Source organism: Streptomyces syringium (assembly GCF_017876625.1).
Classification (GTDB): Bacteria; Actinomycetota; Actinomycetes; order Streptomycetales; family Streptomycetaceae; genus Streptomyces; species Streptomyces syringius.
The window spans coordinates 2,435,258-2,461,351 of the sequence record NZ_JAGIOH010000001.1 but is presented as its reverse complement, the minus strand read 5'-3'; the positions used below and the strand labels follow the sequence as shown (position 1 = coordinate 2,461,351).

Here is a 26,094-nt window from a genome sequence, read left to right as displayed (position 1 = left end):
CATTGGGGCGAAAAGCCCCAAGCTGTCCCGGGTGGGACCGATATGTGCGCGAGGCCGCTGGGGAAGGCGAACCTCGAACCGCACTGGAGGTCCCGGTGACGACACGTGGAGTTCTGTACGTCCACTCCGCGCCCCGCGCGCTGTGCCCGCACGTCGAATGGGCCGTCGGGGGCGTGCTCGGCGTGCGCGTCACCCTCGACTGGATCCGACAACCCGCCGCGCCCGGCACCTGGCGCGCCGAGTTCTCCTGGCAGGGTCAGCCCGGCACCGCCTCCAAGCTCGCCTCCGCGCTGCGCGGCTGGCACCTGCTGCGCTTCGAGGTGACCGCCGAGCCCTGCGCCGCGGCGGAGGGCGAGCGCTACAGCTCCACCCCCGACCTGGGCATCTTCCACGCCGTCACCGGCATCCACGGCGACATCCTGATCCCCGAGGACCGGTTGCGGGCGGCGCTCGCCCGCGCGGGACGGGGTGAGACCGCGCTGGAGGCCGAGGTGGCGAAGCTGCTCGGCAAGCCCTGGGACGACGAGCTGGAACCTTTCCGCTACGCGGGCGAGGGCGCTCCCGTCCGGTGGCTGCACCAGGTGGTCTGAGCCACACGATCGAACGTCCGTCTGCCACTGGCCGAGTGAACCCGGCTACATTTCCCCCGTGATCCACACAGGATCCAAGCCATTCGCGGGGGGTAGTGGTGAGTTTCGTCAGCGTGGCCAAGGCGGTCGCGATCGGCCTGGGAGGATTGCTGCTCGGCTGGGGCGTCCTGTTCATCTTCCTCAACATGGGCGGCCGCTCCTACTGCCCCGGCGGCGCCTGCGCGACGGGCAAGGACGCCGCGCTCGGCCTCACCATCACGTTCCTCATCGTCGGCCTCATCGCCCTGATCACCGCGCTCGCCGTCGCGGCGAACACCGAGTCGTGGCGCAAGCGGAGCCGGTTCGCCTTCGCCACGACCGGGCTGGTCGTGGGCCTGCTGCCCGGCTGGCTCTGGCACGACTCGCTCATCGGCCAGCGGGTGCGGCTCGACTGGCACGCGCCGACCGACCGCCCCGAAGCCGTGCGCGGCGTCGGCAATTGGAGCGTCGGCAGCACCGTCGTCCGGGCCCGTACCGACGGCCTCACCGCGTACGCCGGGCGGGACGGCCAGGTGCGGTGGGAGCTGACCGCCCCCGTCCGGGAGTCCGTCTGCGCCATGAGCGCCCGCACCAGCAAGGGCACCGGCCTGGTCGCCTTCAGCGGGTACCTCAAGCCGTGCACGACCCTCACGCTCGTGAACCTCTCCACCGGCAAGAGCGTGTGGCAGCAGAAGACCAAGGGTGACGAGTCGTTCCCGACCGCGACGGACGGGCGGGTCGCCCTCGCCGACGGCACGGCCGTCGTCCTGGAGGAGGAAGCCGTGCGCGGCCTCGACGCGGAGAACGGCAAGCAGCGGTGGAAGCGCCCGGTGCCGCGCGACTGCCAGGCCGTGACCGTCGAAGCCTCCGCGGCCCGGCTGCTGCTCGTCGAGCAGTGCCGCAAGGGCCGCGTCGGCGACATCACCATGCGGCTGACCTCGCTGGACGCCGCTACGGGCAAGCAGCGGTGGAGCAGCCCGCTGCCCGTGAAGTCGGGCTACTCGTCGCTGTACACGCTGTCGGTCGAGCCGCCCGTCATCGCGCTCAAGGAGAGGGACGAGCGCGGCACCGCCGCCGTGCTGTCCTTCGACGACACCGGCCGTGCCCGGGCGACCGTCCCGTTCTCCGGCCGGACGGAGACCCTGGCCATCGGCAACGGCGGTTTCAAGGCCAGGCCCGCGCTGACCGCCCTCGTCGTCGGCGACACCCTCGTCACGGCGGCGAAGGACCGGGGTGACAACGTCTACGTGCGGCGGGTCAGTGGCTACTCCCTCGCCGACGGCCGCCCGCTGTGGAGCAAGAAGTACGGCTCGGGCAAGGGGTACAGGGACGAGGTCGAGGCGCTCGCGGTGCGGCCCCGCGGACGGCTGGCCGTCCTGACGAAGACCTTCACCGACGGCACCATCCGCCCCCTCGACCCCCGTACCGGACGCCAGGCCGGGGACATCGAGCCGGTCAGCGGACGGGACGACCTGGTGGGAAGGGGCGGGGCGGAGCTGCTGCCCGACGCCGACCGGGGCTACGTCGTCGTCAACCAGGACGGCACCGACGACGCCCCGCCCGCCTGGGGCGCCTCGCGCTGAGCCACTCGGGCCACCGGGCCACCGGATCGAGGGAATGCGAAGGCCCGCCCGGTCGGGACGACCGGGCGGGCCTTCGTCATGCGTTGACGTGCGGTGATCAGACCGAGCGGAGCGCGAGGACCACGTTGTGGCCGCCGAAACCGAAGGAGTTGTTGATCGCCGCGATGGAGCCCTCGGGGAGCGGGCGGGGCTCGCCACGGACGACGTCCGCGTCGATGTCCTCGTCCATCTCCTCGATGTTGATGGTCGGCGGCGCCATCCGGTGGTACAGGGCGAGGACGGTCGCGACCGTCTCGATGCCGCCGGCGCCACCGAGCAGGTGACCGGTCATCGACTTGGTCGCGGAGATCGCGACGTGGTCGAGGTCGTCACCGAGGATCTTGCGGAGCGCCTTGACCTCGGCCGCGTCACCCTGCGGGGTGGACGTGGCGTGCGCGTTGAGGTGGACGACCTCCGACGGCTTGAGGTCGGTGGAGTCCAGCAGGTTCTGCAGGGCGGCGGCGATGCCGCGGCCCGTCGGCTCGGGCTGCGCGATGTGGTGGCTGTCCGCGGACAGACCCTGGCCCAGCACCTCGCAGTAGACCCGGGCGCCGCGCTTCGCGGCGTGCTCGGCCGACTCCAGGATGACGACGCCCGCGCCCTCGCCGAGGACGAAGCCGTCCCGGCCCTTGTCGTACGGGCGGGAAGCCTTCTCGGGCTCGTCGTTGTTCTTCGACATTGCCATCATGTTGGCGAACGCCACGATGGGGAGGGGGTGGATGGCCGCCTCGGTGCCGCCGGCGACGACCACGTCGGCACGGCCGGTGCGGATCATCTCGACGGCGTAGCCGATCGCCTCGGCGCCGGACGCGCAGGCGCTGACCGGGGTGTGCACACCCGCCTGGGCGCCCACCTCCAGGCCGACGTTGGCGGACGGGCTGTTGGGCATCAGCATCGGCACGGTGTGCGGGGAGACGCGGCGGACGCCCTTCTCCTTGAGCACGTCGTACTGGTCGAGCAGGGTGGTCACGCCGCCGATGCCGGAGGCGATGACCGTGCCGAGCCGCTCGGGGGCGATGGAGGCGTCGTCACCGGCCTTGGCGGTGAAGCCCGCGTCGGCCCACGCCTCACGCGCGGCGATCAGCGCGAACTGCGCCGACCGGTCCAGCTTGCGGGTGAGCGGGCGGGGCAGGACGTCCTCGGGGTCGACGGCCACCCGGGCGGCGATACGGACCGGGAGGTCGGCGAAGCGCTCACCCACCAGGGGCTTGACGCCGGAACGCCCGGCGAGCAGCCCTTCCCAGGTCGATGCGCTGTCGCCACCCAGCGGTGTGGTTGCGCCGATACCGGTGACGACCACGGTGCGATTGGTCGAGTTCACAGGAATTCTGTCTCCACGTGTAGAGGTGCTGGAACCGCCACCGCCGGGGTGGCGACGAACGCTTGGATCAGTCCTGGTGCTTCAGGATGTAGTCGGCAGCGTCACCGACGGTCTTGAGGTGCTTGACGTCCTCGTCGGGGATCTTCACGTCGAAGCGCTCCTCGGCGGCAACGACGACCTCGACCATGGACAGCGAGTCGACGTCCAGGTCGTCGGTGAAGGACTTGTCCAGCTGGACGTCCTCGACGGGGATGCCGGCGATCTCGTTGACGATCTCCGCGAGACCCTTGAGGATCTCTTCCTGAGTGGCGGCCATGGTGGCGCTCCTTCGATATTGCGGTGGAACTGCGATGTGAGAACTGCGTATGTGGTGAGGGACCGCGGCGGCCGGTGGAAGCCGGTCCGGCGCGGAACTCGCCTAGGGGAGGGTAACGACCGTCGCGGCGTACACGAGACCCGCCCCGAATCCGATGACGAGCGCGGTGTCCCCGCTCTTCGCCGCTCCTGTCGCCAGGAGCCGCTCCATGGCCAGCGGAATGGAGGCCGCGGAGGTGTTGCCCGTGGTCTCCACGTCGCGGGCGACCGTGACGGTGTCCGGCAGCTTCAGCGTCTTGACCATCGAGTCGATGATCCGCATGTTGGCCTGGTGCGGGATGAAGACGTCCAGGTCCTCCGGGCTGACGCCGGCGTCGTCCAGCGCCTGCTGGGCGACCTTCGCCATCTCGAAGACGGCCCAGCGGAAGACCGCCTGGCCCTCCTGGGTGAGAGCCGGGAAGCGTACCTCGGTCTCCTCGCGGTAGGCGTCCCAGGCGATGGTCTGCTTGATGGTGTCGGCCTTGTCGCCCTCGGAGCCCCACACGGTCGGGCCGATCGCCGGCTCCTTCGAGGGGCCGACGACGACGGCGCCCGCGCCGTCACCGAACAGGAAGGCCGTGGAACGGTCCTCCAGGTCGGTCAGGTCCGAAAGTCGCTCGACACCGATGACCAGCACGTATTCGGCGCTGCCGTCGGTGACCATGCCCTTGGCGAGGGTCAGGCCGTAGCCGAAGCCCGCGCAGCCGGCGGAGATGTCGAATGCGGCGGGCTTGCCCGCCCCGATCTTGTGCGCGATCTCGGTCGCGATCGCCGGGGTCTGCTTGAAGTGCGACACCGTCGAGACGATCACGCCGCCGATCTGCTCGGGGGTGATGCCGGAGTTGGCGATGGCCTTGCCCGCGGCCTCGACCGACATCGCGGCCACGGTCTCCTCCGGGCCGGCCCAGTGACGGGTGGCGATGCCGGAGCGCGAGCGGATCCACTCGTCGGACGAGTCGATGTGCTTGAGGATCTCCTCATTGGGCACCACCCGGACCGGACGGTAGCCGCCGACGCCGAGGATGCGCGCGTACGGGGTGCCCTTGGCGGGCTTGATCTTCGCGGTCATACTCTCGGGCTCCTTATTCGGCCGGGGTCTCGGCGGCGGCGGTGTGCTCGGCGATCAGCGCACGGGCGGCGTCGAGGTCGTCCGGGGTCTTGAGAGCGAGAGTCTTCACACCGGGCAGGGCGCGCTTGGCGAGGCCCACGAGGGTGCCGCCCGGGGCAACCTCGATGATCGCCGTGACGCCCAGCTCCTTGAAGGTATCCATGCACAGGTCCCAGCGGACCGGGTTGGCCACCTGGCCGACGAGCCGGGAGACGACCTCCTGGCCGGTGGCCACGGTCCGGCCGTCCTTGTTGGAGACGTAGACCGTGTGCGGATCGGTGACGGTCAGCTCCGAGACCGCCGACTCCAGCGCGGTGACGGCCGGGGCCATGTGCGGCGTGTGGAACGCGCCGGCCACCTTCAGCGGGACGACCCGCCGGGTGCCCTCGGGCTTGTCCTCGGCCAGTGCCGCCAGCTGCTCCAGGGTGCCGGCGGCCACGATCTGACCCGCGCCGTTGACGTTCGCGGGGATCAGGCCGAGCTTCTCCAGATGCGGCAGGACCACCTCGGGCTCACCGCCCAGCAGGGCGGACATGCCGGTCTCGGCGGCCGTCGCCGCCTCGGCCATGGCCAGGCCGCGGCGTCGTACGAGCGTCATGGCGGCGTGCTCGGACAGCACGCCGGTGAGCGCCGCGGCGGCCAGCTCGCCGACGCTGTGGCCGGCGGCGGCGCCGACGAGGCGCGTGAAGTCCCCGGGCGCCGGGAACAGCTGACCCGCGGAGACCAGGGCCGCCGCGACCAGCAGCGGCTGGGCCACCGCGGTGTCGCGGATCTCGTCCGCGTCGGCGTTCGTGCCGTAGTGGACCAGGTCCAGGTCGATGGCAGCCGACCACTCCCGGAGGCGGTCTTCCGCGCCGGGGAGGTCGAGCCAGGGGGTCAGGAAGCCGGGCGTCTGAGCGCCCTGGCCGGGAGCGACGAGTACGAGCACCCTCACACTCTCTCTCGTGGACGGCATCGGCCACCCGTGGGGACAGGGACGAAGAACCGTCAGGGGAATTGTTGACGTCTGACAAAAGACTAAGACTGCGACTCCGCGTCGGCCAGACGCCCCAGGATCAGCGCCACCCGCAGGGTAAAGGCGGAGCGCACATCGGAGGGTGACCATCCGGTGACGTCCGTCACACGTCGAAGGCGGTATCGCACGGTGTTTGGGTGGACGAACAACATCCGTGCCGCGCCCTCCAGGCTGCTCGCCTGCTCCAGGTACACGCTCAGCGTCTCCAGCAGCGCGGAGCCCGCTTCCTCCAACGGTCTGTAGATCTCCTCCACCAGCTGCTCACGGGCGTTCGCGTCACCGGCCATCGCCCGCTCCGGCAGAAGATCATCGGCCAGTACCGGCCGGGGCGCGTCCGGCCAGGCCGCGCACGCCTTGAGCCCGGCGGCCGCGGCCTGCGCGGAGCGCGTCGCGGCCAGCAGGTCGGAGACCACCGGTCCGGCCACCACGGGCCCGGCCGCGAAGGGGCCGATCAGCGCCTTCGCCGTCTGCAGCGGATTGTCCGAGCCGCCCGCGATCACCACCAGCCGGTCCCCGAGCACCCCCGTCAGCACCTGGAGCTTCGCGTGCCGCGAGGCCCGGCGGATCGCCTCGACCGTCAGCTCGCTGTCACCGTTGGGGGCGGTGCCCAGCACCACGCAGACGTGCGCGGGCGAATTCCAGCCCAGGGCGGCGGCGCGGGAGAGCGCCCCCTCGTCGGCCTCGCCCGAGAGCACGGCGTTGACCACCAGCGATTCCAGCCGGGCGTCCCACGCGCCGCGTGCCTCGGCGGCCTGCGCGTACACCTGGGCCGTGGCGAAGGCGATCTCGCGGGCGTAGACGAGCAGCGCCTCGCGCAGCACCGACTCGTCGCCCGGGGCCGCCACCTCGTCGATGGCCGACTCCATGACCTCGATGGTCGTGCGGACCATCTCCACGGTCTGGCGCAGCGTGATCGCCCGGGTCAGCTCCCGGGGAGCCGTCCCGAAGACATCCGTGCTGATCGCCTGCGGAGTCTCCGGATGCCGGAACCACTCCGTGAAAGCCGCGATGCCGGCCTGGGCGACCAGGCCGATCCAGGACCGGTTCTCCGGGGGCATGGCCCGGTACCACGGCAGCTGGGCATCCATGCGGGCGATGGCGGCGGCGGCCAGAGTGCCGGAAGACTTCTCCAGGCGGCGGAGGGTGGCGCTGTGCGGATGCGGGGTGTTAGCGGCGGGTTCAGGCACGGGACAAGCCTGCCTTATTCGGGTGCGGAGCGGGGTCGCCGGGCTACCGTAGCCCGATGACGCACGGACGACCGATCATCCAACGGGCGGAGGAACGCTTCCGCGGCGGGGACCTACCGGCCGGTATCGAAACGTGGCACGCCTTCTCGTTCGCCGGCTTCTACGACCCGGACAATGTGCGCTTCGGTCCGCTCTCCGCCTGCAACGAGGAGCACCTGGCACCGGGCGCCGGCTTCGCGGAGCACCCGCACCGGGACACGGAGATCGTCACCTGGGTCATCGAGGGCGAGCTCACCCACGAGGACTCCACCGGCCATGTCTCGGTGGTGCGCCCCGGCGACGTCCAGCGCCTCAGCGCGGGCGCGGGCGTGCGGCACGTGGAGCGCAACGCGGGCGCCGCCCCGCTGCGGTTCCTGCAGATGTGGCTCACCCCGTCGGAGTTCGGCGGGGATCCCTCGTACGAGGTCGTGCGCGGCCTCGCCGACGGCACGCCCTACGCCCTGACGCGGGCGGACGCGAGCCTGCGCGTGTGGCGGCTCGGCCGGGGCCACGGCGCCGACCTGCCGGCCGCGCCGTGGCTGTACGCGCACGTGGTGCGCGGAGCCGTCCGCCTCGCGGGGGAGGAGCTGCGGGCGGGCGACGCGGCGCGCGTCGTGGACGCGGGCCGGCTGCGCGCCGAGGCGGTGGACCCCGCCGAGCTGCTCGTGTGGGAGATGCACGCCGAGCCGCACTTCGGATGACCCCGGCGCGGGGGCCCGTGTTCGTGGCCGGACGGGTCACGCCCCGCGCAGCTCCGCGAGGACCGCGTCGGTGAGCGGGGGCCAGGCCTCGATCGCCCAGTCGCCGAAGGGCCGGTCCGCGAGGGCCACGCACGCGGCGTTCGCGTCCGGGTCCACCCACAGGAACGTGCCCGACTGGCCGAAGTGACCGTACGTGCGGGGCGAGGACGAAGTGCCCGTCCAGTGCGGGGACTTGCCGTCGCGGATCTCGAAGCCCAGGCCCCAGTCGTTCGGCCGCTGGTGTCCGAAGCCCGGCAGCACCCCGGGCAGCCCGGGGAAGACCACCGACGTGGCCTCGTCCACGGTCTGCCGGGACAGCAGCCGCGGCGCCTGGAGTTCGGCGGCGAAGCGCGCCAGGTCGGCCACCGTCGAGACGCCGTCCTTGGCGGGGGAGCCGGGCAGGTCCGTCGCCGTCATGCCGAGCGGCTCCAGCACCGCCTGCCGCAGATACTCCGGGAAGGGGATGTCCGCGGCCTTGGCGAGATGGTCGCCGAGCGTCTCGAACCCGGCGTTGGAGTACAGCCGCCGGGTGCCCGGCTCGGCCATCGTCCGCTGCTCGTCGAAGGCCAGCCCGGACGTGTGCGCGAGCAGATGACGGACCGTGGAGCCGGCGGGACCGGCCGGCTCGTCCAGCTCGATCGCGCCTTCCTCGACCGCGACCAGCACCGCGTACGCGGCCAGCGGCTTGGTCACGGACGCCAGCGCGAACCGGCGGTCGGTCGGCCCGTGCGACCCCGCCCAGCTGCCGTCGGCACGGACCACGGCGGCCGCGGCGTGCTCCACCGGCCAGTTTTCGATCTTGCGCAGGCTCTCCATGGCGACGAGCCTAACCCGGTGCCCCGCCAGGACAGGATTGCCTCAAGTCTCCGCTTGCCTGGAGTGCACTCCAACTCTCTAGCGTTGAGTCCGTCGCAAGGGCACAGACCGTGCAGCCATGCGGAGGGGTACTGATGGGGACTGCGATGACCGTGACCGAGAACGCGCCGACGGGAGTGCGGGCGTGCGGCGCGCTGGAGCGCGAACGGCACCGGCGCCCGGAGGGGCGGGACCGCTTCACGATCAGTGAAGTGGCCGACTACACCGGCCTGTCCGCACACACCCTGCGCTGGTACGAGCGGATCGGGCTGATGCCCCTGGTGGACCGCTCGCACACCGGGCAGCGCCGCTACGGGCCCCGCGACCTGGACTGGCTGGACCTGGTGGGCAAGCTGCGGCTGACCGGCATGCCGGTGGCCGACATGGTCCGCTACGCGGAACTGGTGCGCCAGGGCGAGGAGACGGTTGCCGAGCGCGAGCGGCTGCTGTGCGCGCACCGGGAGGACGTGCGGCGGCGCATCGCCGAGCTGCGGAGCACGCTCGACGTCCTCGACTACAAGATCGATATCTATGCCGACGCCCGTCGCAGGGCGTCCGAAGGAGCCTCACGCACATGAGCAATGACAGGATCGACACCGTAGGTCTCGGCACCGGCGGCCCGCTGGTCGGCGTGCAGGGGCTCGGCTGCATGGGCATGAGCGCCTCCTACGGGCCGACCGACGAGACCGAGGCCCGGGCGACGCTGGAGCGCGCCCTGGAGCTGGGCGTCACGCTGTTCGACACCGCCGACATCTACGGCTTCGGGCGCAACGAGGAGTTCATCGCGCCCTTCGTCCGGGCCAACCGGGACCGCCTCACCCTCGCCACGAAGTTCGCCATCGAGCGCCGTGAGGACGACCCGTCGTTCCAGGCGATACGCAACGACCGCGCCTACATCCGCGCGTCCGTCGAGGGCAGCCTGCGCCGCCTGGGCGTCGACCACATCGACCTCTACTACATGCACCGCCGCAACGTGGACGTGCCGATGGAGGAGAGCGTCGGTGCGATGGCCGAGCTGGTCGCGGAGGGCAAGGTCCGCCACCTCGGCCTCAGCGAGGTCTCCCCGGGCGAACTGCGCGCCGCCCACGCCGTGCACCCCATCGCGGCGGTGCAGTCGGAGTGGTCCCTGTTCAGCCGGGACGTGGAAGAGGGCATCGTGGAGACGGCCAAGGAGCTGGGCGTCGCCTTCGTGCCCTACTCGCCGCTCGGCCGCGGCTTCCTGACCGGCTCGTTCGTGAGCGCGGACAAGGAGCTGGACAGCAAGGACTGGCGGCGTACGCAGCCCCGTTTCACGGGCGACAACGCGGCGGCGAACGCGGCCCTGCTGGAGCCGGTGCGGAAGATCGCCGAGGCGCGCGGCGTCTCCCTGGCGCAGATCGCGCTGGCCTGGGTGCAGCAGCGCGCGGAGGTCCACGGCCTGGCCGTGATCCCGATCCCGGGAACGCGCAAGCGCACCCGCCTGGAGGAGAACCTCGCGGCGACGCGCATCGCGCTGGACGCGGCGGAGTTGGCACAGCTGGAGCCGATCGCGACCAAGGTCGCGGGGAACCGCTACACGGACATGTCCTTTACGGCGGTCGGTCGGGAGTAGCGGTTCGCCCCGGCGGGGTCTTTCGGCCGCGGGCCGTCCTGCCGCCTGCGGCGGGGGCGCCCTTCGGGCGCGTCCTCAATCGCCGGACGGGCTTGATGTGCCCGGGGCTACCAGGCCCGACTCGTAGGCGTAGATCACCGCTTGGGCCCGGTCGCGCAGGCCGAGCTTGGCGAGGACGCGGCCGATGTGGGTCTTCACGGTCTGTTCGGCCAGGATCAGCGAGCCCGCGATCTCCTGGTTGGACAGGCCCCGGGCGATCAGTTCGAGGACCTCGGTCTCACGGGGTGTCAGGCCGCCCAGGCGCAGGGCGGGGTTCTTGCGCGGCGCGGGGCGTTGCCTGGCGAAGTCCGCGATGAGGCGGCGCGTGACCGAGGGGGCCAGCAGGGCCTCGCCGGCGGCGACGACGCGGACGGCCGAGATCAGGTCGGCCGGCGGGGCGTCCTTGAGGAGGAAGCCGGAAGCGCCCGCGCGCAGCGCCTCGTAGACGTAGTCGTCGACGTCGAACGTGGTGAGCATCAGCACCTTCGGACGGTGCGTCACCCCCGTCGGCGGGTCGAGGAGCTGCCGGGCGGCCTCCAGGCCGTCCATCTCCGGCATGCGGACGTCCATCAGCACCACGTCCGGGTGCGTGCGGCGGCTCACCTCCACGCCCTGCCGCCCGTCCGGGGCGTCGCCGACGACGTCGATGTCGGACTGGGCGGCGAGCAGGGCGGCGAAGCCCGCCCGCACCATGGCTTGGTCGTCGACGATGATCACCTTGATGGTCATGCGGTGAAGAGTTCCTCTGCTGAGTTCGTGGTGAACGGGAGCCGGGCAGCCACCCGGAAGCCGCCGCCCGGCAGCGGGCCGGTGTCGAGGGTGCCCCCGACCAGGCGGACGCGTTCGCGCATGCCGACCAGGCCGTGGCCCGTGCCGCTGGTCTCCAGGGGCGGCGCGTCCGCGTCCGGGGCGGTGGCGTTGACGACCAGGACCATCAGACCGCTGCCGTCCGCGTCGACGGTGACCGACACCCGCGTCCTCGCGCCCGGGGCGTGCCGGACGACATTGGCCAGGGCCTCCTGCGTGATGCGGTAGGCGGACAGGTCCACGGTCTGCGGCAGCCCGGTGGGCAGCGGGTCCGGCATCGACAACTCCACCGGCAGCCCGGCCCGTACGGTCGCCTCGACCAACTGCGGGATCCGCTCCACACCCGGCTGCGGCGCACGCTCCGACCCGCCGCCCTCGCCGGAGGCGTCCTCGCTGCGCAGCACGCCCAGCAGCCGGCGCATCTCGGTCAGCGACTCGCGGGCCGTCGCGGCGATCGAGGCGAACTCCTCCCGGGCTTCCGGCGGCAGGCCGTCGAGACGGTAGGGGGCGCTGTCGGCCTGCACGGTGATCACCGACATGTGGTGGGCCACGACATCGTGCAGCTCGCGGGCGATGCGGGTGCGCTCCTCCAGGAGGGTGCGGCGGGCCCGTTCGGCCTCGCTGATGGTCTCCTGTTCGGCCAGCGCCCGCTGGGCGTCGCCCCGTTCGCGCAGCGCGCCGCCCACCACGAGCAGCACGCCGCTCAGGACGACCAACGCCCCCCAGGTGCCGTTGTCCCGCTCGGGGGAGACGCTCCGGAGGACGACGCTCGCCGAGAGGAGCAGCAGCCAGACCGCCAGGAGCGTGCGGCGCCGCTCGCGCAGGCCGACGGCGAGGGTCAGCAGCAGCATGTCGATGATCGACATCGGCGTCCACGGCCAGGGCCGGCCGTCCTGCGCGGGGACGGTCAGCAGCGCCACCGCGCACCCCACGTCGGCGGTGAAGACGATCGCCCAGGCCCGCAGCGGACGGCGGACGGCCATCAGCAGGGGCAGGGTCTGCAGCACGGCGAGCGCGACGGCGAGGTCCGGGTGCAGCCCGTAGTCCTGCGAGAGGACCATGCCGGTGACCGGCAGCAGGACGGCGATGAAGAGGATCGCGACGCCGTACGGCAGCCGCCGCACCCAGCGGCGCCGGGAACGGCCGAACAGGGGCGCCGGTGGTGTGGTGTTACGTGACTTGGACATGGCCTGCTCAGCCTAGGCGGCCGGGACCGGCCGGACATCACACCGAGGTGCCGACCCCGGTGTCATACCCGGGTATCACCCGCCCCGGCCGGGTGCCGTCAGAGCTCGGCCAGCAACTGCGCCTTTTTCGCGCTGAACTCGTCATCGGTCAGCAGCCCCGCCTCGTGCAGCGCGCCCAAGTGGCGGATGCGGTCGGCGATACCGCCCGGGTCGGGGCGGTAGGCGGGCACGCGGCGCGGGGCGGGAACGGGGGCGCTGCGGCCGGACCGGTCCCGCACGGCCTGAAGGACCGCCGCCGCGAAGGGCAGCGACTCGTGGACGAGGCCGTACCCCATACCGAAGACGACGGCCGCCGGGTCCTGGTCGGTATCGCCCGGCCGGCTGTCCTCGGTGCCGCGCGGGACGAGCCGCAGATGACCGCCGAGGACATCCGGGGAGCGCCACTCGACGCCCGCCAACTCCTCGACGGGGAACCGCTGGTCGCCGGCCTTCCACTTGGCGGAGGAGGCGCCGGTCCAGAACCAGCGGAAGGAGACGGCCCTGCCGTCGAAGGACGCCTTGCCGTCGTAGGCCTTGAAGGACAGCGGGGGGACGGGCGCGGCGACCAGATGCCGCTCGGCGGGCTCGGCGGCACGCGGGCCGAGCCTGGCCCGTATCTCGTCGGCGTAGTACTCCGCGAGCAGCTCGCGCTCGGCGGGCAGCACCAGCCGGTACGGGTCGCAGCTCTCCTTGAGCTGCCCGTCCGCCGCGTCGATCAGCGGATCCGCGCCCGGTCTGGGCACAGCACGCAGGACCACCGTGCCGCGCTTCCCCGAGGCCGGCTCGACGGCCGCGAGCGCCTCGTAGGGGATACGTCGCTCGCCGAGCGCCTGGAGCAGCTTCGGCGTGCGGATCCCCCGTTCGAAGCGGATGAGCACGGAGTCGGTGTCGAACTCCCAGGCGGCATGGAAACCGGCCAGCACATCACCCATGCGCTTCATCGTATGCGGCGGTCGCCCGCCCGTCCCCCCTCCCGGCGCTACGCGCGTCAAACCGATGGCCTGAAGGGGCCGGTGACCGGCCGGACCCGGCCGGTTCCGGCTCAGGCCGCGGAGCAGTCGGCGTCGTCCTTCGCGCAGATGACGGAGGTGACGGCGCCGACGCCGATGCCGGCGAAGTTGGCGAGACTGACGGTGCCGGGTTCGAAGTAACCGGCGTGACCCTTCGCGTCCCGGGCCGACAGCAGCCGGGCCCCGAAGGCCGCGGAAACCGGGTCGGCACCGTGGCCGAGGCCCCCGACGGCCAGGTGCGGAACGTCCTGAATCCAGTCGTCCGCATCGCGCATCGCCCAGATCCGGGCGCTGGTGCCCAGCTCGGAGACCCGCTCGGCCCGCATGCCGGGGCTGCCGGCCACCGCGACGTCCGTGACCCGGGAGGGCAGCTCGCGGGCGGCGACACCGCAGACGACCGAGCCGTAGCTGTGACAGAACAGCGAGGCCCGGGAGGTGCCGGGCAGCGCCCGCACCATCGCCCGCAGCCGCAGCGCCCCCTCGGCGGCGAGCTTGCCCGTCGCGGCGTCCATGCCGACGCCGTTGGGCGAGGTGTAGTCGGCCCAGGCTATGACGGCGGTCCTGGTGCCGGGGGCCGCCTTGCGCTCGGCCGCGTACAGCGAGCGGGCCATGCCCACGGGCGCGGTGTGGGCGCGCTGGGTCTTCTCGAAGGTCAGCACATTGGTGTCGACGCCGGGCACCACGACCGAGACCCGGTCGGCCCGGTCGAGGTCGCCGAAGACCTCGGCGACCCGGCCGGAGCCGCTGGGGTCGAAGGCGAGGATCTGCCGGCCGTCGGCCATCAGCGAGGTGAAGCGGTGCATGCGGCGCCCCGCCTCGTGGCGGCCGGAGGGGGTCAGCCCGCTCGCGTGCCGACGGCGCTCCTCGACGGCACGGGCCTTGGCGAGGGCGATCCGGTTGGCGCGGTAGCGCAGCTCGACCGGGGCGCCGTCGAGATTGCCGACGACCAGGGGATAGCGCTCCGCGAGCCGGGTCCGCTGACCGCCGGAGAGTGAGCCGAGGAAGCGGGCCACGACGGCGGACCCCGCCTGGGGGGCGGGCAGCGGACGACCCGCTATGGAGTCGTGCAGCCAGGCGCTCAGCGAGGCCGCTCTCGGGTCGGAGTTCCCCTGATGACCTCTGACCGCCGTCCAGCCGGTCGTGGCGAGCATGACGAACACCACGGCCAGGGCGAGCAGCGCGCGCATGGCCGTGGTCGAGTTCGTCCAGGGCAGGGAGGAGGGAGAGCCGAGCTCCGGGAAAGAAGTCACCGCGAGACACCCTAGGAGAAACCTGTGGCCATCCGGGAAGCCGGTGAGCTATCTCACGTTTGATGAAGGGCAATTACGCACACTCGTGCCCACCCCGCTCAGTTACGCCAATTTTCCGCCAACACGGGTCCGATCCGGACGAGATGCGGGGGCGTCGGCGGCTGTGGCGATGTCCCCGGGCCGCACCTTCGGGTGACCGGCATCACCCGGACCGGCGACGCGGCGCACGACTCCTCCGTCCGCGCGACCCGTTTCCCCTATCAGGGCCCTGCCCGCTTTTCGCTCTTGGCAGCGGTGATCACCGGCGAGGAGGATCGGCGTGCGTCATTCCGATTCATCCGATTCAGGTTCTTCCGATTCAGGGGAGTGATCCATATGCGGACGATCCGCACCGCGGCCCTCGCCATGAGCTTCGCTGCCCTCGCCGGGACATGGACCGCCACGAGCGCGCAGGCCGCGCCCGCGCCGTCCCCGGCCCGCACGGCCCGCGTCGCGACCGGCGACTGCGCCGCCGGGCAGCTGTGCCTGTGGCAGAAGACCGGCTTCCGCGGCGGCCGGGCCACGAGCGAGCTCGCGGACATCGACATCGAGAGCTGCGTGACCTTACCGGCGGGCAGCAGCGCGGCCTCCCTCGTCAACCGCACGGGACGCCCCGTCACCACGTACCAGAGCGCGACCTGCGGGGAAACGGGCGAGTTCGCCACGTATCCCTCCGGGAGCTGGGTGCCGGAGTCGCCCTATCAGGTGAGGGCGTACAAGGTCTGGGAGAGCTGAACGCCGAAGCGGCCACCACGCGCCACAACGGCCCGTGCCCCCGACCAGCGAACGCTGGTCGGGGGCACGGGCCGTAGCTGTCGGTTCCCGCCGTCGCGCGAGCGACTACGCGTCGCCGCCCGCGGCGCCCGGGTCGGCCGCCGCGACGTCGAGGAGCTGGTAGCGGTCGATCGCCTGCTTCAGCGCCGAGCGGTCGATCTTGCCTTCCTTGGCGAGCTCGGTGAGCACGCTGAGGACGATCGACTGCGGGTCGATGTGGAAGAAGCGACGGGCCGCGCCACGCGTGTCCGCGAAGCCGAAGCCGTCCGCGCCCAGCGAGGTGTACGTGCCCGGCACCCAGCGCGAGATCTGGTCCGGAACCGCCCGCATCCAGTCGGACACGGCCACCTTCGGGCCCTCGGCGCCCTGGAGCTTGCTCGTCACGTACGGGACGCGCAGTTCCTCCTCCGGGTGCAGGAGGTTGTGCTCCTCCACCTCGATGGCGTCCTTGCGCAGCTCGTTCCAGGAGGTCGCCGACCAGACGTCCGCCTTGACGTTCCACTCCTCGGCCAGGATCCGCTGGGCCTCGAGCGCCCACGGAACCGCCACACCGGAGGCGAGGATCTGCGCCGGGATGGCGCCCTGCTCGCCCGTCCTGAAGCGGTAGAGGCCCTTGAGGATGCCCTCGACGTCCACGTCCGCCGGCTCGGCCGGGTGCTGGATCGGCTCGTTGTAGACGGTCAGGTAGTAGAAGACGTCCTCGGCGTTCTCGCCGTACATCCGGCGCAGGCCGTCCTTCATGATGTGCGCCATCTCGAAGCCGTACGCCGGGTCGTAGGAGACGACGGCCGGGTTCGTGGACGCCAGCAGCTGCGAGTGACCGTCCGCGTGCTGCAGACCCTCACCGGTCAGCGTCGTACGACCGGCGGTCGCGCCCAGCACGAAGCCGCGCGAGAGCTGGTCCGCCATCTGCCAGAACTGGTCACCGGTGCGCTGGAAACCGAACATGGAGTAGAAGACGTAGACCGGGATGAGCGGCTCGCCGTGCGTCGCGTAGGCCGAGCCCGCCGCGATCAGGGAGGCCGTGCAGCCCGCCTCGGAGATGCCGTCGTGCAGCATCTGACCGGTCGGGGACTCCTTGTACGCGAGCAGCAGCTCGCGGTCCACGGCCTCGTACTGCTGACCGAGCGGGTTGTAGATCTTCGCGGACGGGAAGAACGCGTCCATGCCGAAGGTGCGGTACTCGTCGGGGGCGATCAGCACGAAGCGCTTGCCGATCTCCTTGTCCCGCATGAGGTCCTTCAGGATGCGGACGAAGGCCATGGTGGTGGCGATCGACTGCTGTCCCGAGCCCTTCTTCGCGGTCGCGTAGGCCTTGTCGTCCGGGAGGGCCAGCGGCTTCGCGCGCACGACGCGGGTCGGCACATAGCCGCCCAGCGAGTTGCGGCGGTCGTGCATGTACTGGATCTCCTCCGAGTCGCGACCCGGGTGGTAGTACGGCGGCAGGCCGGACTCCAGCTCCTTGTCGGCGATCGGGATGTGGAGACGGTCCCGGAAGCGCTTGAGGTCGTCGACCGTCAGCTTCTTCATCTGGTGGGTCGCGTTGCGGCCCTCGAAGTTCGGACCGAGCGTCCAGCCCTTGACCGTCTGGGCGAGGATCACGGTCGGCTGGCCCTTGTGCGCCTTGGCCGCCGCGTACGCCGCGTAGATCTTCTTGTGGTCGTGACCGCCACGGCCCAGGTGCAGGATCTGGTCGTCGGACATGCCCTCGACCATCTTCCGCAGACGCTGGTCGTCGCCGAAGAAGTGCTCACGGATGTACGCACCGGTCTCGGTCGCGTACGTCTGGAACTGGCCGTCCGGGGTGCTGTTGAGCTTGTTCACCAGGATGCCGTCGCGGTCCTGCGCGAGCAGCGGGTCCCAGGAGCGGTCCCAGACGAGCTTGATGACGTTCCAGCCGGCGCCGCGGAACTGCGACTCCAGCTCCTGCATGATCTTGCCGTTGCCGCGGACCGGACCGTCGAGACGCTGCAGGTTGCAGTTGACGACGAAGGTCAGGTTGTCCAGACCCTCACGGGCGGCGATCGACAGCTGGCCGAGCGACTCCGGCTCGTCCATCTCGCCGTCGCCCAGGTACGCCCACACGTGGGACTTGGAGGTGTCGGCGATGCCGCGCGCCTCCATGTAGCGGTTCATGCGGGCCTGGTAGATCGCGCCGAGGGGGCCGAGGCCCATCGAGACGGTCGGGAACTCCCAGAAGTCCGGCATGAGCCGCGGGTGCGGGTAGCTGGACAGGCCGTAGGGGGCCTTGGACTTCTCCTGGCGGAACGCGTCGAGCTGCTGCTCGGACAGTCGGTCCAGCAGGAAGGCACGGGCGTAGACGCCGGGGGAGGCGTGGCCCTGGAAGAAGATCTGGTCGCCGCCGTCGCCTTCGTCCTTGCCACGGAAGAAGTGGTTGAAGCCGACGTCGTACAGCGACGCGGAGGAGGCGAAGGTGGCGATGTGGCCGCCGACGCCGATGCCCGGGCGCTGGGCGCGCGACACCATCACGGCCGCGTTCCACCGGGTCGCGTTGAGGATCTTGCGCTCGATCTCCTCGTTGCCGGGGAAGAACGGCTCGTCCTTGGTGGCGATGGTGTTGACGTAGTCCGTGCTGCGCATCTCGGGCACGGCCACACGCTTCTCACGCGCGCGCTCGATCAGGCGAAGCATGAGGTAGCGGGCACGTTCCCGGCCTCGCTCATCGACGGCTGCGTCGAGCGAGTCGAGCCATTCCTGGGTCTCTTCGGGATCGAAGTCCGGGACCTGGCTGGGAAGGCCGCCAATGATGATCGGGTTGCGATCGGATCCGGGAGCCACGCTGTTCCTTCGCTGTTCGGGTCGTTGTGCCCTGCACGCAAACGATGCTGCGCACGCGGTCACATACGGTCTTTGCTTATGTCGCGCCGTCCCATCGTGGACCGCGGCGGCGCAAACGTCATCTCTACCGATCGGTAACCACCGCTCGCGAGATGAAGCGCCGAAGGCCGACCGACGCGCGGCAGCCAAATCGCAACCATACGCCCCCTATGGGGGTCGTCCGCGTACGGCCGTTCGGACCCGATTGCCGTAATCGTGCGGTGCAACTTCACAAAACCGACAGAACGCTGTGTCATGAATCACTCGCCCGTGCTCTTCCATGGTTGGAGTTGAGGCGAGACGTCAACGTTTGGGCGGGGTGGAGGGCCGGGTACTTGCGCGAACCGCCCGTCACGTGTGGACTACCGCCAATGCCTCGCGTAAAGCGAGGAACACAAGACATTTTCTCGAAACAAGACAGGAGGCAATCCGTGAGCGCGACCGCGGACCACGCGGAGGAGCGGACCAACCCTGCCGCCAGGCTGGGTTTCCAGCCCGGACAGGTGGTCCAGGAGATCGGCTACGACGACGATGTCGATCAGGAGCTCCGCGAGGCCATTGAGGAGACCACCGGCCAGGATCTCGTCGACGAGGACTACGACGACGTGGCCGACGCCGTCGTCCTGTGGTTCCGCGACGAGGACGGCGACCTGACGGACGCGCTCGTGGACGCCATCGGCCTGCTCGAGGACGGTGGGATCATCTGGCTGATGACGCCCAAGACCGGCCGCGAGGGCTACATCGAGCCGAGCGACACCAGCGAGGCGGCCCAGACCGCGGGTCTGAGCCAGACCAAGACCGTCAGCGTGGCCAAGGACTGGTCCGGCGCCCGCCTGGTCGCCCCGAAGCGCTAGCCCCTTCCGGGCCGGCCTTCTCACCGCCGAGCACGACCACCGCGCCCCCCGGCAGCACCGCTGCCGGGGGGCGCGCTGTATCGCGCGGGGGGCGCAGTGACACACTGGCCGCAACCCGCCGGCGGGTGAGGCCGTGATCGACCGAACCGTGGCCGGCATTTTGTCGAGACGAGGGATGCGAACCCATGGCGATTGAGGTCGGCACCAAGGCCCCGGACTTCGAGCTGAAGAACCAGCACGGCGAGACCGTCCGGCTCTCCGACTTCCGTGGTCACAAGAACGTCGTACTGCTCTTCTACCCCTTCGCGTTCACCGGTGTGTGCACCGGTGAGCTGTGCGCCCTGCGCGACGAGCTCCCGCAGTTCGCCAACGACGACGTGCAGCTGCTCGCCGTCTCCAGCGACTCCCCCTTCTCGCTGCGCGTCTTCGCCGAGCAGGAGGGCCTGGAGTACCCGCTGCTGTCCGACTTCTGGCCGCACGGCGAGGCCGGCCGCGCCTACGGCGTCTTCGACGAGGAGAAGGGCTGCTCGGTCCGCGGCACCTTCATCATCGACAAGGAGGGCGTCGTCCGCTGGACGATCGTCAACGGCCTGCCGGACGCGCGCGACCTGAACGAGTACACCAAGGCGCTCGCCGCCCTCTGACCCGGCCGGTGATACGTCCGGCGGGCGACTGGTATGCGCCCGCCGTCCGTTTCGCTGTAGTTTGAGTCACTCCGAGGGTGATCCGAGCGCTCTCCGCGCGCCCTTGAGTGCAAGACCCTGTAATCGGTGGGAACCGGTCACTAGGATCAAAACGTTGATCGGATGCCATCGCACAACGGGGGCGCAGGTCTCGCCGAGTGGTTCCGGCCCCCTCAACCAATGGAGGACTCGTGGGAGTCAGTCTCAGCAAGGGCGGCAACGTCTCGCTGACCAAGGCGGCCCCGAACCTGACCGCGGTCATCGTCGGTCTCGGCTGGGACGCCCGTACCACCACCGGTACGGACTTCGACCTGGACGCCAGCGCCCTGCTGGCGAACGACCAGGGGAAGGTCACCAACGACCAGAACTTCGTCTTCTTCAACAACCTCAAGAGCCCCGACGGCTCCGTCGAGCACACCGGTGACAACCTCACCGGTGAGGGCGAGGGTGACGACGAGGTCATCAAGGTCAACCTGGCCGGCGTCCCGGCCGACGTGCAGAAGATCGTGTTCCCGGTCTCCATCTACGAGGCCGAGTCGCGCACGCAGAGCTTCGGCCAGGTGCGCAACGCGTACATCCGCGTGGTGAACGCCGCCGACAACAACGAGCTGGCGCGCTACGACCTGAGCGAGGACGCCTCGACGGAGACCGCCATGGTCTTCGGCGAGCTGTACCGCAACGGCGCCGAGTGGAAGTTCCGGGCCATCGGCCAGGGCTACGCCTCCGGTCTGCGCGGCATCGCCCAGGACTTCGGCGTCAACGTCTGACCCGGTCGGTCGCACACGGCCGATCCTGTTCGCGCCCGGCGCCGCACACCCGCCCCAGGTCTTCGCCATGGGCCGGGAGTGCGGCGCCGGACGCGCATGGACACCCATCTCGTTTCATCCCGGGGAGGAATCAAGATCATGGGCGTAACGCTCGCCAAGGGAGGCAATGTCTCCCTCTCCAAGGCCGCACCGAACCTCACCAACGTGACCATCGGCCTCGGCTGGGACGCGCGCTCCACCACCGGAGCCCCCTTCGATCTCGACGCCAGCGCGCTGCTCTGCGCGAGCGGCCGGGTGCTCGGCGACGAGTACTTCGTCTTCTACAACAACCTCAAGAGCCCCGAGGGCTCCGTCGAACACACGGGCGACAACCTCACGGGTGACGGCGACGGCGACGACGAGTCGATCATGATCGACCTCACCCAGGTGCCGGCGTCCTGCGACAAGATCGTCTTTCCGGTCTCCATTCATGACGCCGACGCGCGGGGCCAGAGCTTCGGCCAGGTCAGCAACGCCTTCATCCGCGTGGTCAACCAGGCCGACGGCGCCGAGCTGGCGCGTTACGACCTGAGCGAGGACGCCTCCAGCGAGACGGCAATGATCTTCGGTGAGGTCTATCGCTACGGCGGAGAGTGGAAGTTCCGCGCGGTCGGACAGGGGTACGCGTCGGGGCTGCGGGGCATCGCTCTAGACTTCGGGGTCAACGTTTCGTAAAGCCGCGCCACGGCGCGGGGGACCTCGTACTTACACGATTGGGTAGCCAGTGGTTCTGAAAACCTTCGGTTGGTCCTTCGGCATCACCGCCCTGGGACTGGTCGCAGCGTGGTTCTACGGCGGGTGGGAAGCGTTCGGGATCGTCGCGATCCTGTCCGTCCTCGAGATTTCGCTGTCGTTCGACAACGCCGTGGTCAACGCCGGAATCCTGCAGAAGATGAACGCCTTCTGGCAGAAGATCTTCCTGACCATCGGTGTTCTGATCGCCGTCTTCGGCATGCGGCTGGTCTTCCCCGTCGTCATCGTGGCGATCAGCGCCAAGGTCGGCCCCGTCGAGGCGGTCGACCTCGCGCTGAACGACAAGGACCAGTACCAGCAGCTGGTGACGGACGCCCACCCGGCGATCGCGGCCTTCGGCGGGATGTTCCTGCTGATGATCTTCCTTGACTTCATCTTCGAGGACCGCGACATCAAGTGGCTGGGCTGGCTGGAGCGCCCGCTGGCGAAGCTCGGCAAGATCGACATGCTGTCGGTCTGCATCTCGCTGATCGTCCTGATGATCACGGCGATGACCTTCGCGACGCAGGCGCACCAGCACGGCGGCACGCACGTCGACAAGGCGGCCACGGTGCTGCTGGCCGGTGTCGCCGGTCTGATCACCTACCTGATCGTGGGCGGCCTCTCCGGCTACTTCGAGGACAAGCTCGAGGAAGAGGAGGAGCGCGAGCACGAGCTCGAGGAAGAGGCCAAGAAGAGCGGCAAGAAGGCCCCGGCCATCGTGCTCGCCGGCAAGGCCGCGTTCTTCATGTTCCTCTACCTCGAGGTGCTGGACGCGTCCTTCTCCTTCGACGGTGTCATCGGTGCCTTCGCCGTCACCAACGACATCGTGCTGATGGCGCTCGGCCTCGGTGTCGGCGCCATGTACGTCCGGTCCCTCACCGTCTACCTGGTCCGCCAGGGCACCCTGGACGACTACGTCTACCTGGAGCACGGCGCGCACTACGCGATCGGTGCGCTGGCCCTCATCCTGATGGTCAGCATCCGGTACGAGATCCCCGAGGTCGTCACCGGAGGCATCGGCGTGGCGCTCATCGCCCTGTCGTTCTGGTCCTCCGTGCGTCGCAACCGCGCCCTCGCGCGGAACGGCGACCCGGGCTCCGGCGGCAAGGCCGAGGTGCCGTCCGGCGTGTGACCGGGGCATAAACGAGGAACGCTCTAAGCGGGGCGGTCATGAGGCGAGTCCTCGTGGCCGCCCCGCTCGCGGTTTCGGGGTGTGATTCGGGGCGAAACAGGGTGGGGGTTGAGGAATGGAGTTCCGGGACAGGCTTTTCGGCAACTGGGGGCGGGCGAGCGCACGCCAGTTCGACACCAGTGGCACAAACGGATCGGTGGAGCTGACCAAGCGCAATCCCACCTTTTCGCTGACCAAGCAGGGCGCCCTTTCGGGCAATCTGCGGGTCAATCTCTCCTGGCGGATGCGGACCTCGGACTTCGGCGACCGGCCCGCCTTCGGCACCGGGCTGCGTCATCCGTTCCGTAAGTTCCGACCGGAGATGGTGCAGGCGCAGGGTCCCGCCATGGTCAATGTGGACCTGGACCTCGCCTGTATGTATGAACTCCAGGACGGCGCGAAAGGCGTGGTGCAACCGCTCGGCAACATACTGGGCAGTCTCAACAGCGCGCCGTACGTCCAGCTCAGCGGGGACGACCGGTTCGGCTCGGGGTCCGGCGAGACGATCTACGTCAACATGGACCACCGCGACAAGATCAAGCGTCTGCTGATCTTCGTCTATATCTATGACGGCACCCCGGCGTTCGACCGTACGCACGCCCTGGTGACGCTCTTCCCCGGCAACGGGCCCCAGATCGAGATCGCGCTCAACGAACGCGCCCCCGAGGCCCGCTCCTGCGCCGTCGTGATGCTGGAGAACATCAAGGGCGAGATCATCCTGCGGCGCGAGATGAAGTACGTCTACGGCTTCCAGGCGGAGCTGGACCGGCTGTACGGGTGGGGGCTGCAGTGGGGCAGGGGGTACAAGACGAAGGTGTGAGCGGGGGGTTTTGGTCCCCCCGGCTCGTGGTCCCGCTCATGCCTGGCCCGGCCGTTCAGCCGGCCCTCATCGGTTCTGCTGGAACTGCGGGCCCTGCGGCGGCAGCCTGAAGGCCGGGTCGGGGACGGGGCGCGCCTGCGGATATCCGTAGGACGGCTGGTGCGGCTGCTGCTGCGGGTAGCCGTATGCACCCCGCCCCGGCGGCTGCGCCGGGGGCGGGGTCACGGGCGGCGGGGGCTGCTGCGGGTAGCCGTACGCGGGCGCCCCCGTCGCGGCGGGCGCGTGGGCCGGCGGGTGCTGGGGGTAGCCGTAGGCGGGCTGGGCGGCGGGCACCGACGGCGGCACGGGCGGCGGTGCCGCGGGCGGCGGCGGGTAGCCGTAGCCGGGCGCCGACGTGGACGCGGGCGGTGTGGCGGGGGGCTGCGGGGCCGCCGGCTGCGGAACGCTCAGCGGCTCGGAGGCGGGCGCCGGGACGACCGCCTGGGTCGTGTCGTCCGTGGTGGCGCTCTGTGCGCCCTGTGCGCTCTCGGGGGCGTCCGTGGCCCGTGCGGGGGCCGGGACGGCCTCGGGCTCGGCTGCGGGCCCAGGTACGGCCTCGGGTGCGGCTGTGTCCTCGGCGCCCTCGGGCTCCTCCACGGAGATCCCGTACTCGGTGGCCAGGCCGACCAGCCCGGACGCGTAGCCCTGGCCCAGCGCCCGGAACTTCCAACCCTCCCCGCGGCGGTACAGCTCTCCGCAGAGCATCGCGGTCTCGTCGCCCGTCTCCGGCTGCACCTCGAAGACCGCCACGGGGTCCCCGGACGGCGGTGACGGCTGGGTGCCGCCCGCCGTGTCGTACAGCAGCACCCGCAGGTCCCGGACCTGGCCGAAGGAGCCGCCGTCCGCCGACGCGGCCAGGACGACCCGGTGCACCGAGTCGTCCAGCATCGCCAGATCGGCCTCGATCGAGTCCGTCAAGCCCTCGACCAGCCGCTTTTTCGGCAGATGGCGGACCAGTCCGGACGGGTGCCGTGGCTGGTTGTAGAAGACGAAGTCCTCGTCCGATCGCACACGCCCCTCGTCGCCCAGGAGCAGCGCCGAGGCGTCCACGTCCGGGACGCCCGGGCCGGGAGTCCAGCGCAGTACGGCCCGTACGGTCCGGGCCTCCACCGGGATGTTCGACCCCTTCAGCATCGCGTGCGTCATGCCCGCAATCCTGCCCTCCCGCATGGGCCGCGGACAACGTAGGGGGCGGTTACGCCGCCGTCTCGGTAACACTGGACACCGGAAGGACCCACGTGAGTCATGAGATCGTCATGGACTTGGGGAACTCTTGACCCAATGCCGGACGTACCATAATCGGCCATGCTTCCGGCTGGACGGCCGGTGGAGCCGCAGCCACGGGGAGAGCGATGAGGCACTTCGGACATCTTGCGCCTGTGGTGCGGAATGGATTGTTCCACCAGGAGCCCGCGGAATTCGGTGCGGACTCCCCGGCGCGTACGCTCGCCGTCGCCCTCGGCGCCACGCTCTACAGTCCCGCGACCCGGCCCGCGCTCGCCCGGGACATCCTCAAGCAGGCCGAGCGCGGTGTCGTGTCCATGGTGCTGTGCCTGGAGGACTCCATCGGTGACGACGAGGTGGCCGGCGCGGAGGAGAACCTCGTCCGGCAGTTCGCCGAGCTGGCCGCTGCCGGTGCTGCCGCCGGTGCGGCCGGACCGGAGGGCGGCTGTGTGCCGCTGCTGTTCGTCCGGGTCCGTGAGCCCCGGCAGATCACCGACCTCGTGCGACGGCTCGGCCCCGCCGGGCGGCTGCTGTCCGGGTTCGTACTGCCGAAGTTCACCGAAGAGCGCGGGGTGCCTTTCCTCGAAGCGCTGACGGAAGCCGAGAACGCCTGCGGCCGACGGCTCTTCGCCATGCCCGTCCTCGAGTCGCCCGAGCTGCTCCACCTGGAGACACGGACCGAGACGCTGGCCGGGATCGCCCGAACCGTCGAGAAGTACCGGGACCGGGTGCTGGCGCTGCGCCTCGGCGTGACGGACTTCTGCTCCGCGTACGGGCTGCGCAGAGCGCCCGACATGACCGCCTACGACGTCCAGCTCGTCGCCTCCGTCATAGCCGACGTCGTCAATGTCCTCGGCCGCGCGGACGGCAGCGGCTTCACCGTCACCGGCCCGGTCTGGGAGTACTTCCGGGTCCCCGAGCGGATGTTCAAGCCGCAGCTGCGCCGCAGCCCCTTCGCCGGCCCGGCCGAGGCGCTGCGCACCGCCCTGATCCGGCACGACATGGACGGCCTCCTCCGCGAGATCCAGCTCGACCGGGCCAACGGCCTCCAGGGCAAGACCTGCATCCACCCCTCGCACGTCGCGCCCGTCCACGCGCTGTCGGTCGTCAGCCACGAGGAGTTCAGCGACGCCCAGGACATCCTGCGGCCGGAACGCGACGGTGGTGGAGTGCTGCGCTCCGCCTATACGAACAAAATGAACGAAGTGAAGCCGCACCGGGCCTGGGCCGAGCGGACCCTGCTGCGCGCCGAGGTGTTCGGTGTCGCGCGGGAGGACGTGAGCTTCGTGGAGCTGCTGGCAGCGGGTGTGCAGACCGGATGAGCCGGATGAATACGAAG

25 protein-coding genes are annotated in these 26,094 nt (G+C 70.6%); 13 read left to right on the top strand and 12 right to left on the bottom strand.

The features are described 5' to 3' along the window. Window positions 1-95: 95 nt before the first annotated feature. Together JO379_RS10905 and JO379_RS10900 are read left to right on the top strand one after the other, a co-directional pair. Window positions 96-590 (top strand): DUF3145 domain-containing protein, encoded by a 495-nt coding sequence (locus JO379_RS10905; protein ID WP_130877608.1) that lies wholly within the window; start codon window positions 96-98, stop codon window positions 588-590. Between the two features lie 98 nt (window positions 591-688). Further along, on the top strand, window positions 689-2,191 hold the full coding sequence (locus JO379_RS10900; RefSeq protein WP_130877607.1) for an outer membrane protein assembly factor BamB family protein: 1,503 nt from the start codon (window positions 689-691) through the stop codon (window positions 2,189-2,191). A gap of 97 nt (window positions 2,192-2,288) precedes the next feature. Here the strand turns inward: JO379_RS10900 and fabF are convergent, their stop codons facing one another. From fabF to JO379_RS10875, 5 genes are all read right to left on the bottom strand, one after another. Further along, window positions 2,289-3,551 (bottom strand): beta-ketoacyl-ACP synthase II, encoded by a 1,263-nt coding sequence (gene fabF, locus JO379_RS10895; RefSeq protein WP_130877606.1) that lies wholly within the window; start codon window positions 3,549-3,551, stop codon window positions 2,289-2,291. Window positions 3,552-3,618: 67 nt separating this feature from the next. After that, window positions 3,619-3,867 (bottom strand): acyl carrier protein, encoded by a 249-nt coding sequence (locus JO379_RS10890; protein ID WP_130877605.1) that lies wholly within the window; start codon window positions 3,865-3,867, stop codon window positions 3,619-3,621. Window positions 3,868-3,969: 102 nt separating this feature from the next. Then, window positions 3,970-4,974: a ketoacyl-ACP synthase III gene (locus JO379_RS10885; protein WP_130877604.1), complete on the bottom strand. Its 1,005-nt coding sequence runs from the start codon at window positions 4,972-4,974 to the stop codon at window positions 3,970-3,972. Window positions 4,975-4,987: 13 nt separating this feature from the next. Next, window positions 4,988-5,941 (bottom strand): ACP S-malonyltransferase, encoded by a 954-nt coding sequence (locus JO379_RS10880; RefSeq protein ID WP_207303888.1) that lies wholly within the window; start codon window positions 5,939-5,941, stop codon window positions 4,988-4,990. An 89-nt stretch (window positions 5,942-6,030) separates the two neighbouring features. Then, window positions 6,031-7,215 (bottom strand): PucR family transcriptional regulator, encoded by a 1,185-nt coding sequence (locus tag JO379_RS10875; protein ID WP_130877602.1) that lies wholly within the window; start codon window positions 7,213-7,215, stop codon window positions 6,031-6,033. 56 nt (window positions 7,216-7,271) lie between these two features. Between JO379_RS10875 and JO379_RS10870 the strand changes: the two genes are divergently transcribed. Beyond that, complete coding sequence (locus JO379_RS10870; RefSeq protein ID WP_130877601.1) at window positions 7,272-7,955, top strand: pirin family protein; 684 nt, start codon at window positions 7,272-7,274, stop codon at window positions 7,953-7,955. Between the two features lie 36 nt (window positions 7,956-7,991). Here the strand turns inward: JO379_RS10870 and JO379_RS10865 are convergent, their stop codons facing one another. After that, a complete protein-coding gene (locus JO379_RS10865; RefSeq protein WP_209514769.1) occupies window positions 7,992-8,810 on the bottom strand; it encodes a serine hydrolase domain-containing protein in 819 nt (272 codons plus the stop codon). A gap of 146 nt (window positions 8,811-8,956) precedes the next feature. Between JO379_RS10865 and JO379_RS10860 the strand changes: the two genes are divergently transcribed. Then, complete coding sequence (locus tag JO379_RS10860) at window positions 8,957-9,427, top strand: MerR family transcriptional regulator (protein WP_130877858.1); 471 nt, start codon at window positions 8,957-8,959, stop codon at window positions 9,425-9,427. After that, the gene (locus JO379_RS10855) at window positions 9,424-10,440 is read left to right on the top strand and encodes an aldo/keto reductase (RefSeq protein WP_209514767.1); all 1,017 of its coding nucleotides are present in this window, start codon (window positions 9,424-9,426) and stop codon (window positions 10,438-10,440) included. Before JO379_RS10860 ends, JO379_RS10855 begins: the two co-directional genes overlap by 4 nt. A 75-nt stretch (window positions 10,441-10,515) precedes the next feature. Here JO379_RS10855 and JO379_RS10850 read toward each other — a convergent pair whose 3' ends face one another. The 4 genes from JO379_RS10850 to JO379_RS10835 all read right to left on the bottom strand — a co-directional run bounded on the left by JO379_RS10850 (window position 10,516) and on the right by JO379_RS10835 (window position 14,772). Then, a complete protein-coding gene (locus JO379_RS10850) occupies window positions 10,516-11,208 on the bottom strand; it encodes a response regulator (protein ID WP_130877598.1) in 693 nt (230 codons plus the stop codon). After that, complete coding sequence (locus JO379_RS10845) at window positions 11,205-12,473, bottom strand: sensor histidine kinase (RefSeq protein WP_209514763.1); 1,269 nt, start codon at window positions 12,471-12,473, stop codon at window positions 11,205-11,207. The genes JO379_RS10850 and JO379_RS10845 overlap by 4 nt, the downstream gene beginning before the upstream one ends. Before the next feature lie 98 nt (window positions 12,474-12,571). Continuing rightward, window positions 12,572-13,444: a DUF4429 domain-containing protein gene (locus JO379_RS10840; RefSeq protein ID WP_130877596.1), complete on the bottom strand. Its 873-nt coding sequence runs from the start codon at window positions 13,442-13,444 to the stop codon at window positions 12,572-12,574. Between the two features lie 110 nt (window positions 13,445-13,554). Beyond that, complete coding sequence (locus JO379_RS10835) at window positions 13,555-14,772, bottom strand: alpha/beta hydrolase (RefSeq protein ID WP_242626016.1); 1,218 nt, start codon at window positions 14,770-14,772, stop codon at window positions 13,555-13,557. Window positions 14,773-15,147: 375 nt separating this feature from the next. Between JO379_RS10835 and JO379_RS10830 the strand changes: the two genes are divergently transcribed. Next, window positions 15,148-15,546, top strand: a complete 399-nt coding sequence (locus JO379_RS10830) for a peptidase inhibitor family I36 protein (RefSeq protein WP_242626015.1) — start codon at window positions 15,148-15,150, stop codon at window positions 15,544-15,546. Between the two features lie 105 nt (window positions 15,547-15,651). On the opposite strand, the gene aceE is transcribed toward JO379_RS10830, so the two are convergent. Further along, a complete protein-coding gene (gene aceE, locus JO379_RS10825) occupies window positions 15,652-18,384 on the bottom strand; it encodes a pyruvate dehydrogenase (acetyl-transferring), homodimeric type (protein ID WP_130877595.1) in 2,733 nt (910 codons plus the stop codon). Window positions 18,385-18,854: 470 nt separating this feature from the next. Between aceE and JO379_RS10820 the strand changes: the two genes are divergently transcribed. From JO379_RS10820 to JO379_RS10795, 6 genes are all read left to right on the top strand, one after another. Next, on the top strand, window positions 18,855-19,277 hold the full coding sequence (locus JO379_RS10820) for a DUF3052 domain-containing protein (RefSeq protein WP_130877594.1): 423 nt from the start codon (window positions 18,855-18,857) through the stop codon (window positions 19,275-19,277). Window positions 19,278-19,462: 185 nt separating this feature from the next. Beyond that, entirely contained in the window at window positions 19,463-19,921 is a 459-nt protein-coding gene (locus tag JO379_RS10815) for a peroxiredoxin (protein ID WP_130877593.1), read from the top strand. Window positions 19,922-20,151: 230 nt separating this feature from the next. Further along, on the top strand, window positions 20,152-20,727 hold the full coding sequence (locus tag JO379_RS10810; RefSeq protein ID WP_130877592.1) for a TerD family protein: 576 nt from the start codon (window positions 20,152-20,154) through the stop codon (window positions 20,725-20,727). 138 nt (window positions 20,728-20,865) lie between these two features. After that, complete coding sequence (locus JO379_RS10805) at window positions 20,866-21,441, top strand: TerD family protein (RefSeq protein ID WP_130877591.1); 576 nt, start codon at window positions 20,866-20,868, stop codon at window positions 21,439-21,441. 49 nt (window positions 21,442-21,490) lie between these two features. Next, window positions 21,491-22,633 carry a DUF475 domain-containing protein gene (locus tag JO379_RS10800; protein WP_130877590.1) on the top strand — a complete coding sequence of 381 codons (1,143 nt, stop codon included), beginning with the start codon at window positions 21,491-21,493 and terminating at the stop codon, window positions 22,631-22,633. Between the two features lie 115 nt (window positions 22,634-22,748). After that, window positions 22,749-23,492, top strand: a complete 744-nt coding sequence (locus JO379_RS10795; protein ID WP_130877589.1) for a TerD family protein — start codon at window positions 22,749-22,751, stop codon at window positions 23,490-23,492. Window positions 23,493-23,558: 66 nt separating this feature from the next. On the opposite strand, the gene JO379_RS10790 is transcribed toward JO379_RS10795, so the two are convergent. Next, window positions 23,559-24,677 (bottom strand): TerD family protein, encoded by a 1,119-nt coding sequence (locus JO379_RS10790; protein ID WP_130877588.1) that lies wholly within the window; start codon window positions 24,675-24,677, stop codon window positions 23,559-23,561. Between the two features lie 206 nt (window positions 24,678-24,883). Here JO379_RS10790 and JO379_RS10785 point away from each other — a divergent pair, with 206 nt between their 5' ends. Continuing rightward, window positions 24,884-26,077 (top strand): HpcH/HpaI aldolase/citrate lyase family protein, encoded by a 1,194-nt coding sequence (locus JO379_RS10785; protein ID WP_130877587.1) that lies wholly within the window; start codon window positions 24,884-24,886, stop codon window positions 26,075-26,077. Window positions 26,078-26,094 lie beyond the last annotated feature (17 nt).

Excerpts from the sequence above, each read along its gene's own strand:
- JO379_RS10890 (WP_130877605.1), bottom strand. The coding sequence starts at position 3,867 with ATGGCCGCCACTCAGGAAGAGATCCTCAAGGGTCTCGCGGAGATCGTC.
- JO379_RS10885 (WP_130877604.1), bottom strand. The coding sequence starts at position 4,974 with ATGACCGCGAAGATCAAGCCCGCCAAGGGCACCCCGTACGCGCGCATC.
- JO379_RS10870 (WP_130877601.1), top strand. The coding sequence starts at position 7,272 with ATGACGCACGGACGACCGATCATCCAACGGGCGGAGGAACGCTTCCGC.
- JO379_RS10865 (WP_209514769.1), bottom strand. The coding sequence starts at position 8,810 with ATGGAGAGCCTGCGCAAGATCGAAAACTGGCCGGTGGAGCACGCCGCG.
- JO379_RS10860 (WP_130877858.1), top strand. The coding sequence starts at position 8,957 with ATGACCGTGACCGAGAACGCGCCGACGGGAGTGCGGGCGTGCGGCGCG.
- JO379_RS10855 (WP_209514767.1), top strand. The coding sequence starts at position 9,424 with ATGAGCAATGACAGGATCGACACCGTAGGTCTCGGCACCGGCGGCCCG.
- JO379_RS10850 (WP_130877598.1), bottom strand. The coding sequence starts at position 11,208 with ATGACCATCAAGGTGATCATCGTCGACGACCAAGCCATGGTGCGGGCG.
- JO379_RS10845 (WP_209514763.1), bottom strand. The coding sequence starts at position 12,473 with ATGTCCAAGTCACGTAACACCACACCACCGGCGCCCCTGTTCGGCCGT.
- JO379_RS10840 (WP_130877596.1), bottom strand. The coding sequence starts at position 13,444 with ATGGGTGATGTGCTGGCCGGTTTCCATGCCGCCTGGGAGTTCGACACC.
- JO379_RS10830 (WP_242626015.1), top strand. The coding sequence starts at position 15,148 with ATGCGGACGATCCGCACCGCGGCCCTCGCCATGAGCTTCGCTGCCCTC.
- JO379_RS10815 (WP_130877593.1), top strand. The coding sequence starts at position 19,463 with ATGGCGATTGAGGTCGGCACCAAGGCCCCGGACTTCGAGCTGAAGAAC.
- JO379_RS10805 (WP_130877591.1), top strand. The coding sequence starts at position 20,866 with ATGGGCGTAACGCTCGCCAAGGGAGGCAATGTCTCCCTCTCCAAGGCC.
- JO379_RS10795 (WP_130877589.1), top strand. The coding sequence starts at position 22,749 with ATGGAGTTCCGGGACAGGCTTTTCGGCAACTGGGGGCGGGCGAGCGCA.
- JO379_RS10790 (WP_130877588.1), bottom strand. The coding sequence starts at position 24,677 with ATGACGCACGCGATGCTGAAGGGGTCGAACATCCCGGTGGAGGCCCGG.
- JO379_RS10785 (WP_130877587.1), top strand. The coding sequence starts at position 24,884 with ATGAGGCACTTCGGACATCTTGCGCCTGTGGTGCGGAATGGATTGTTC.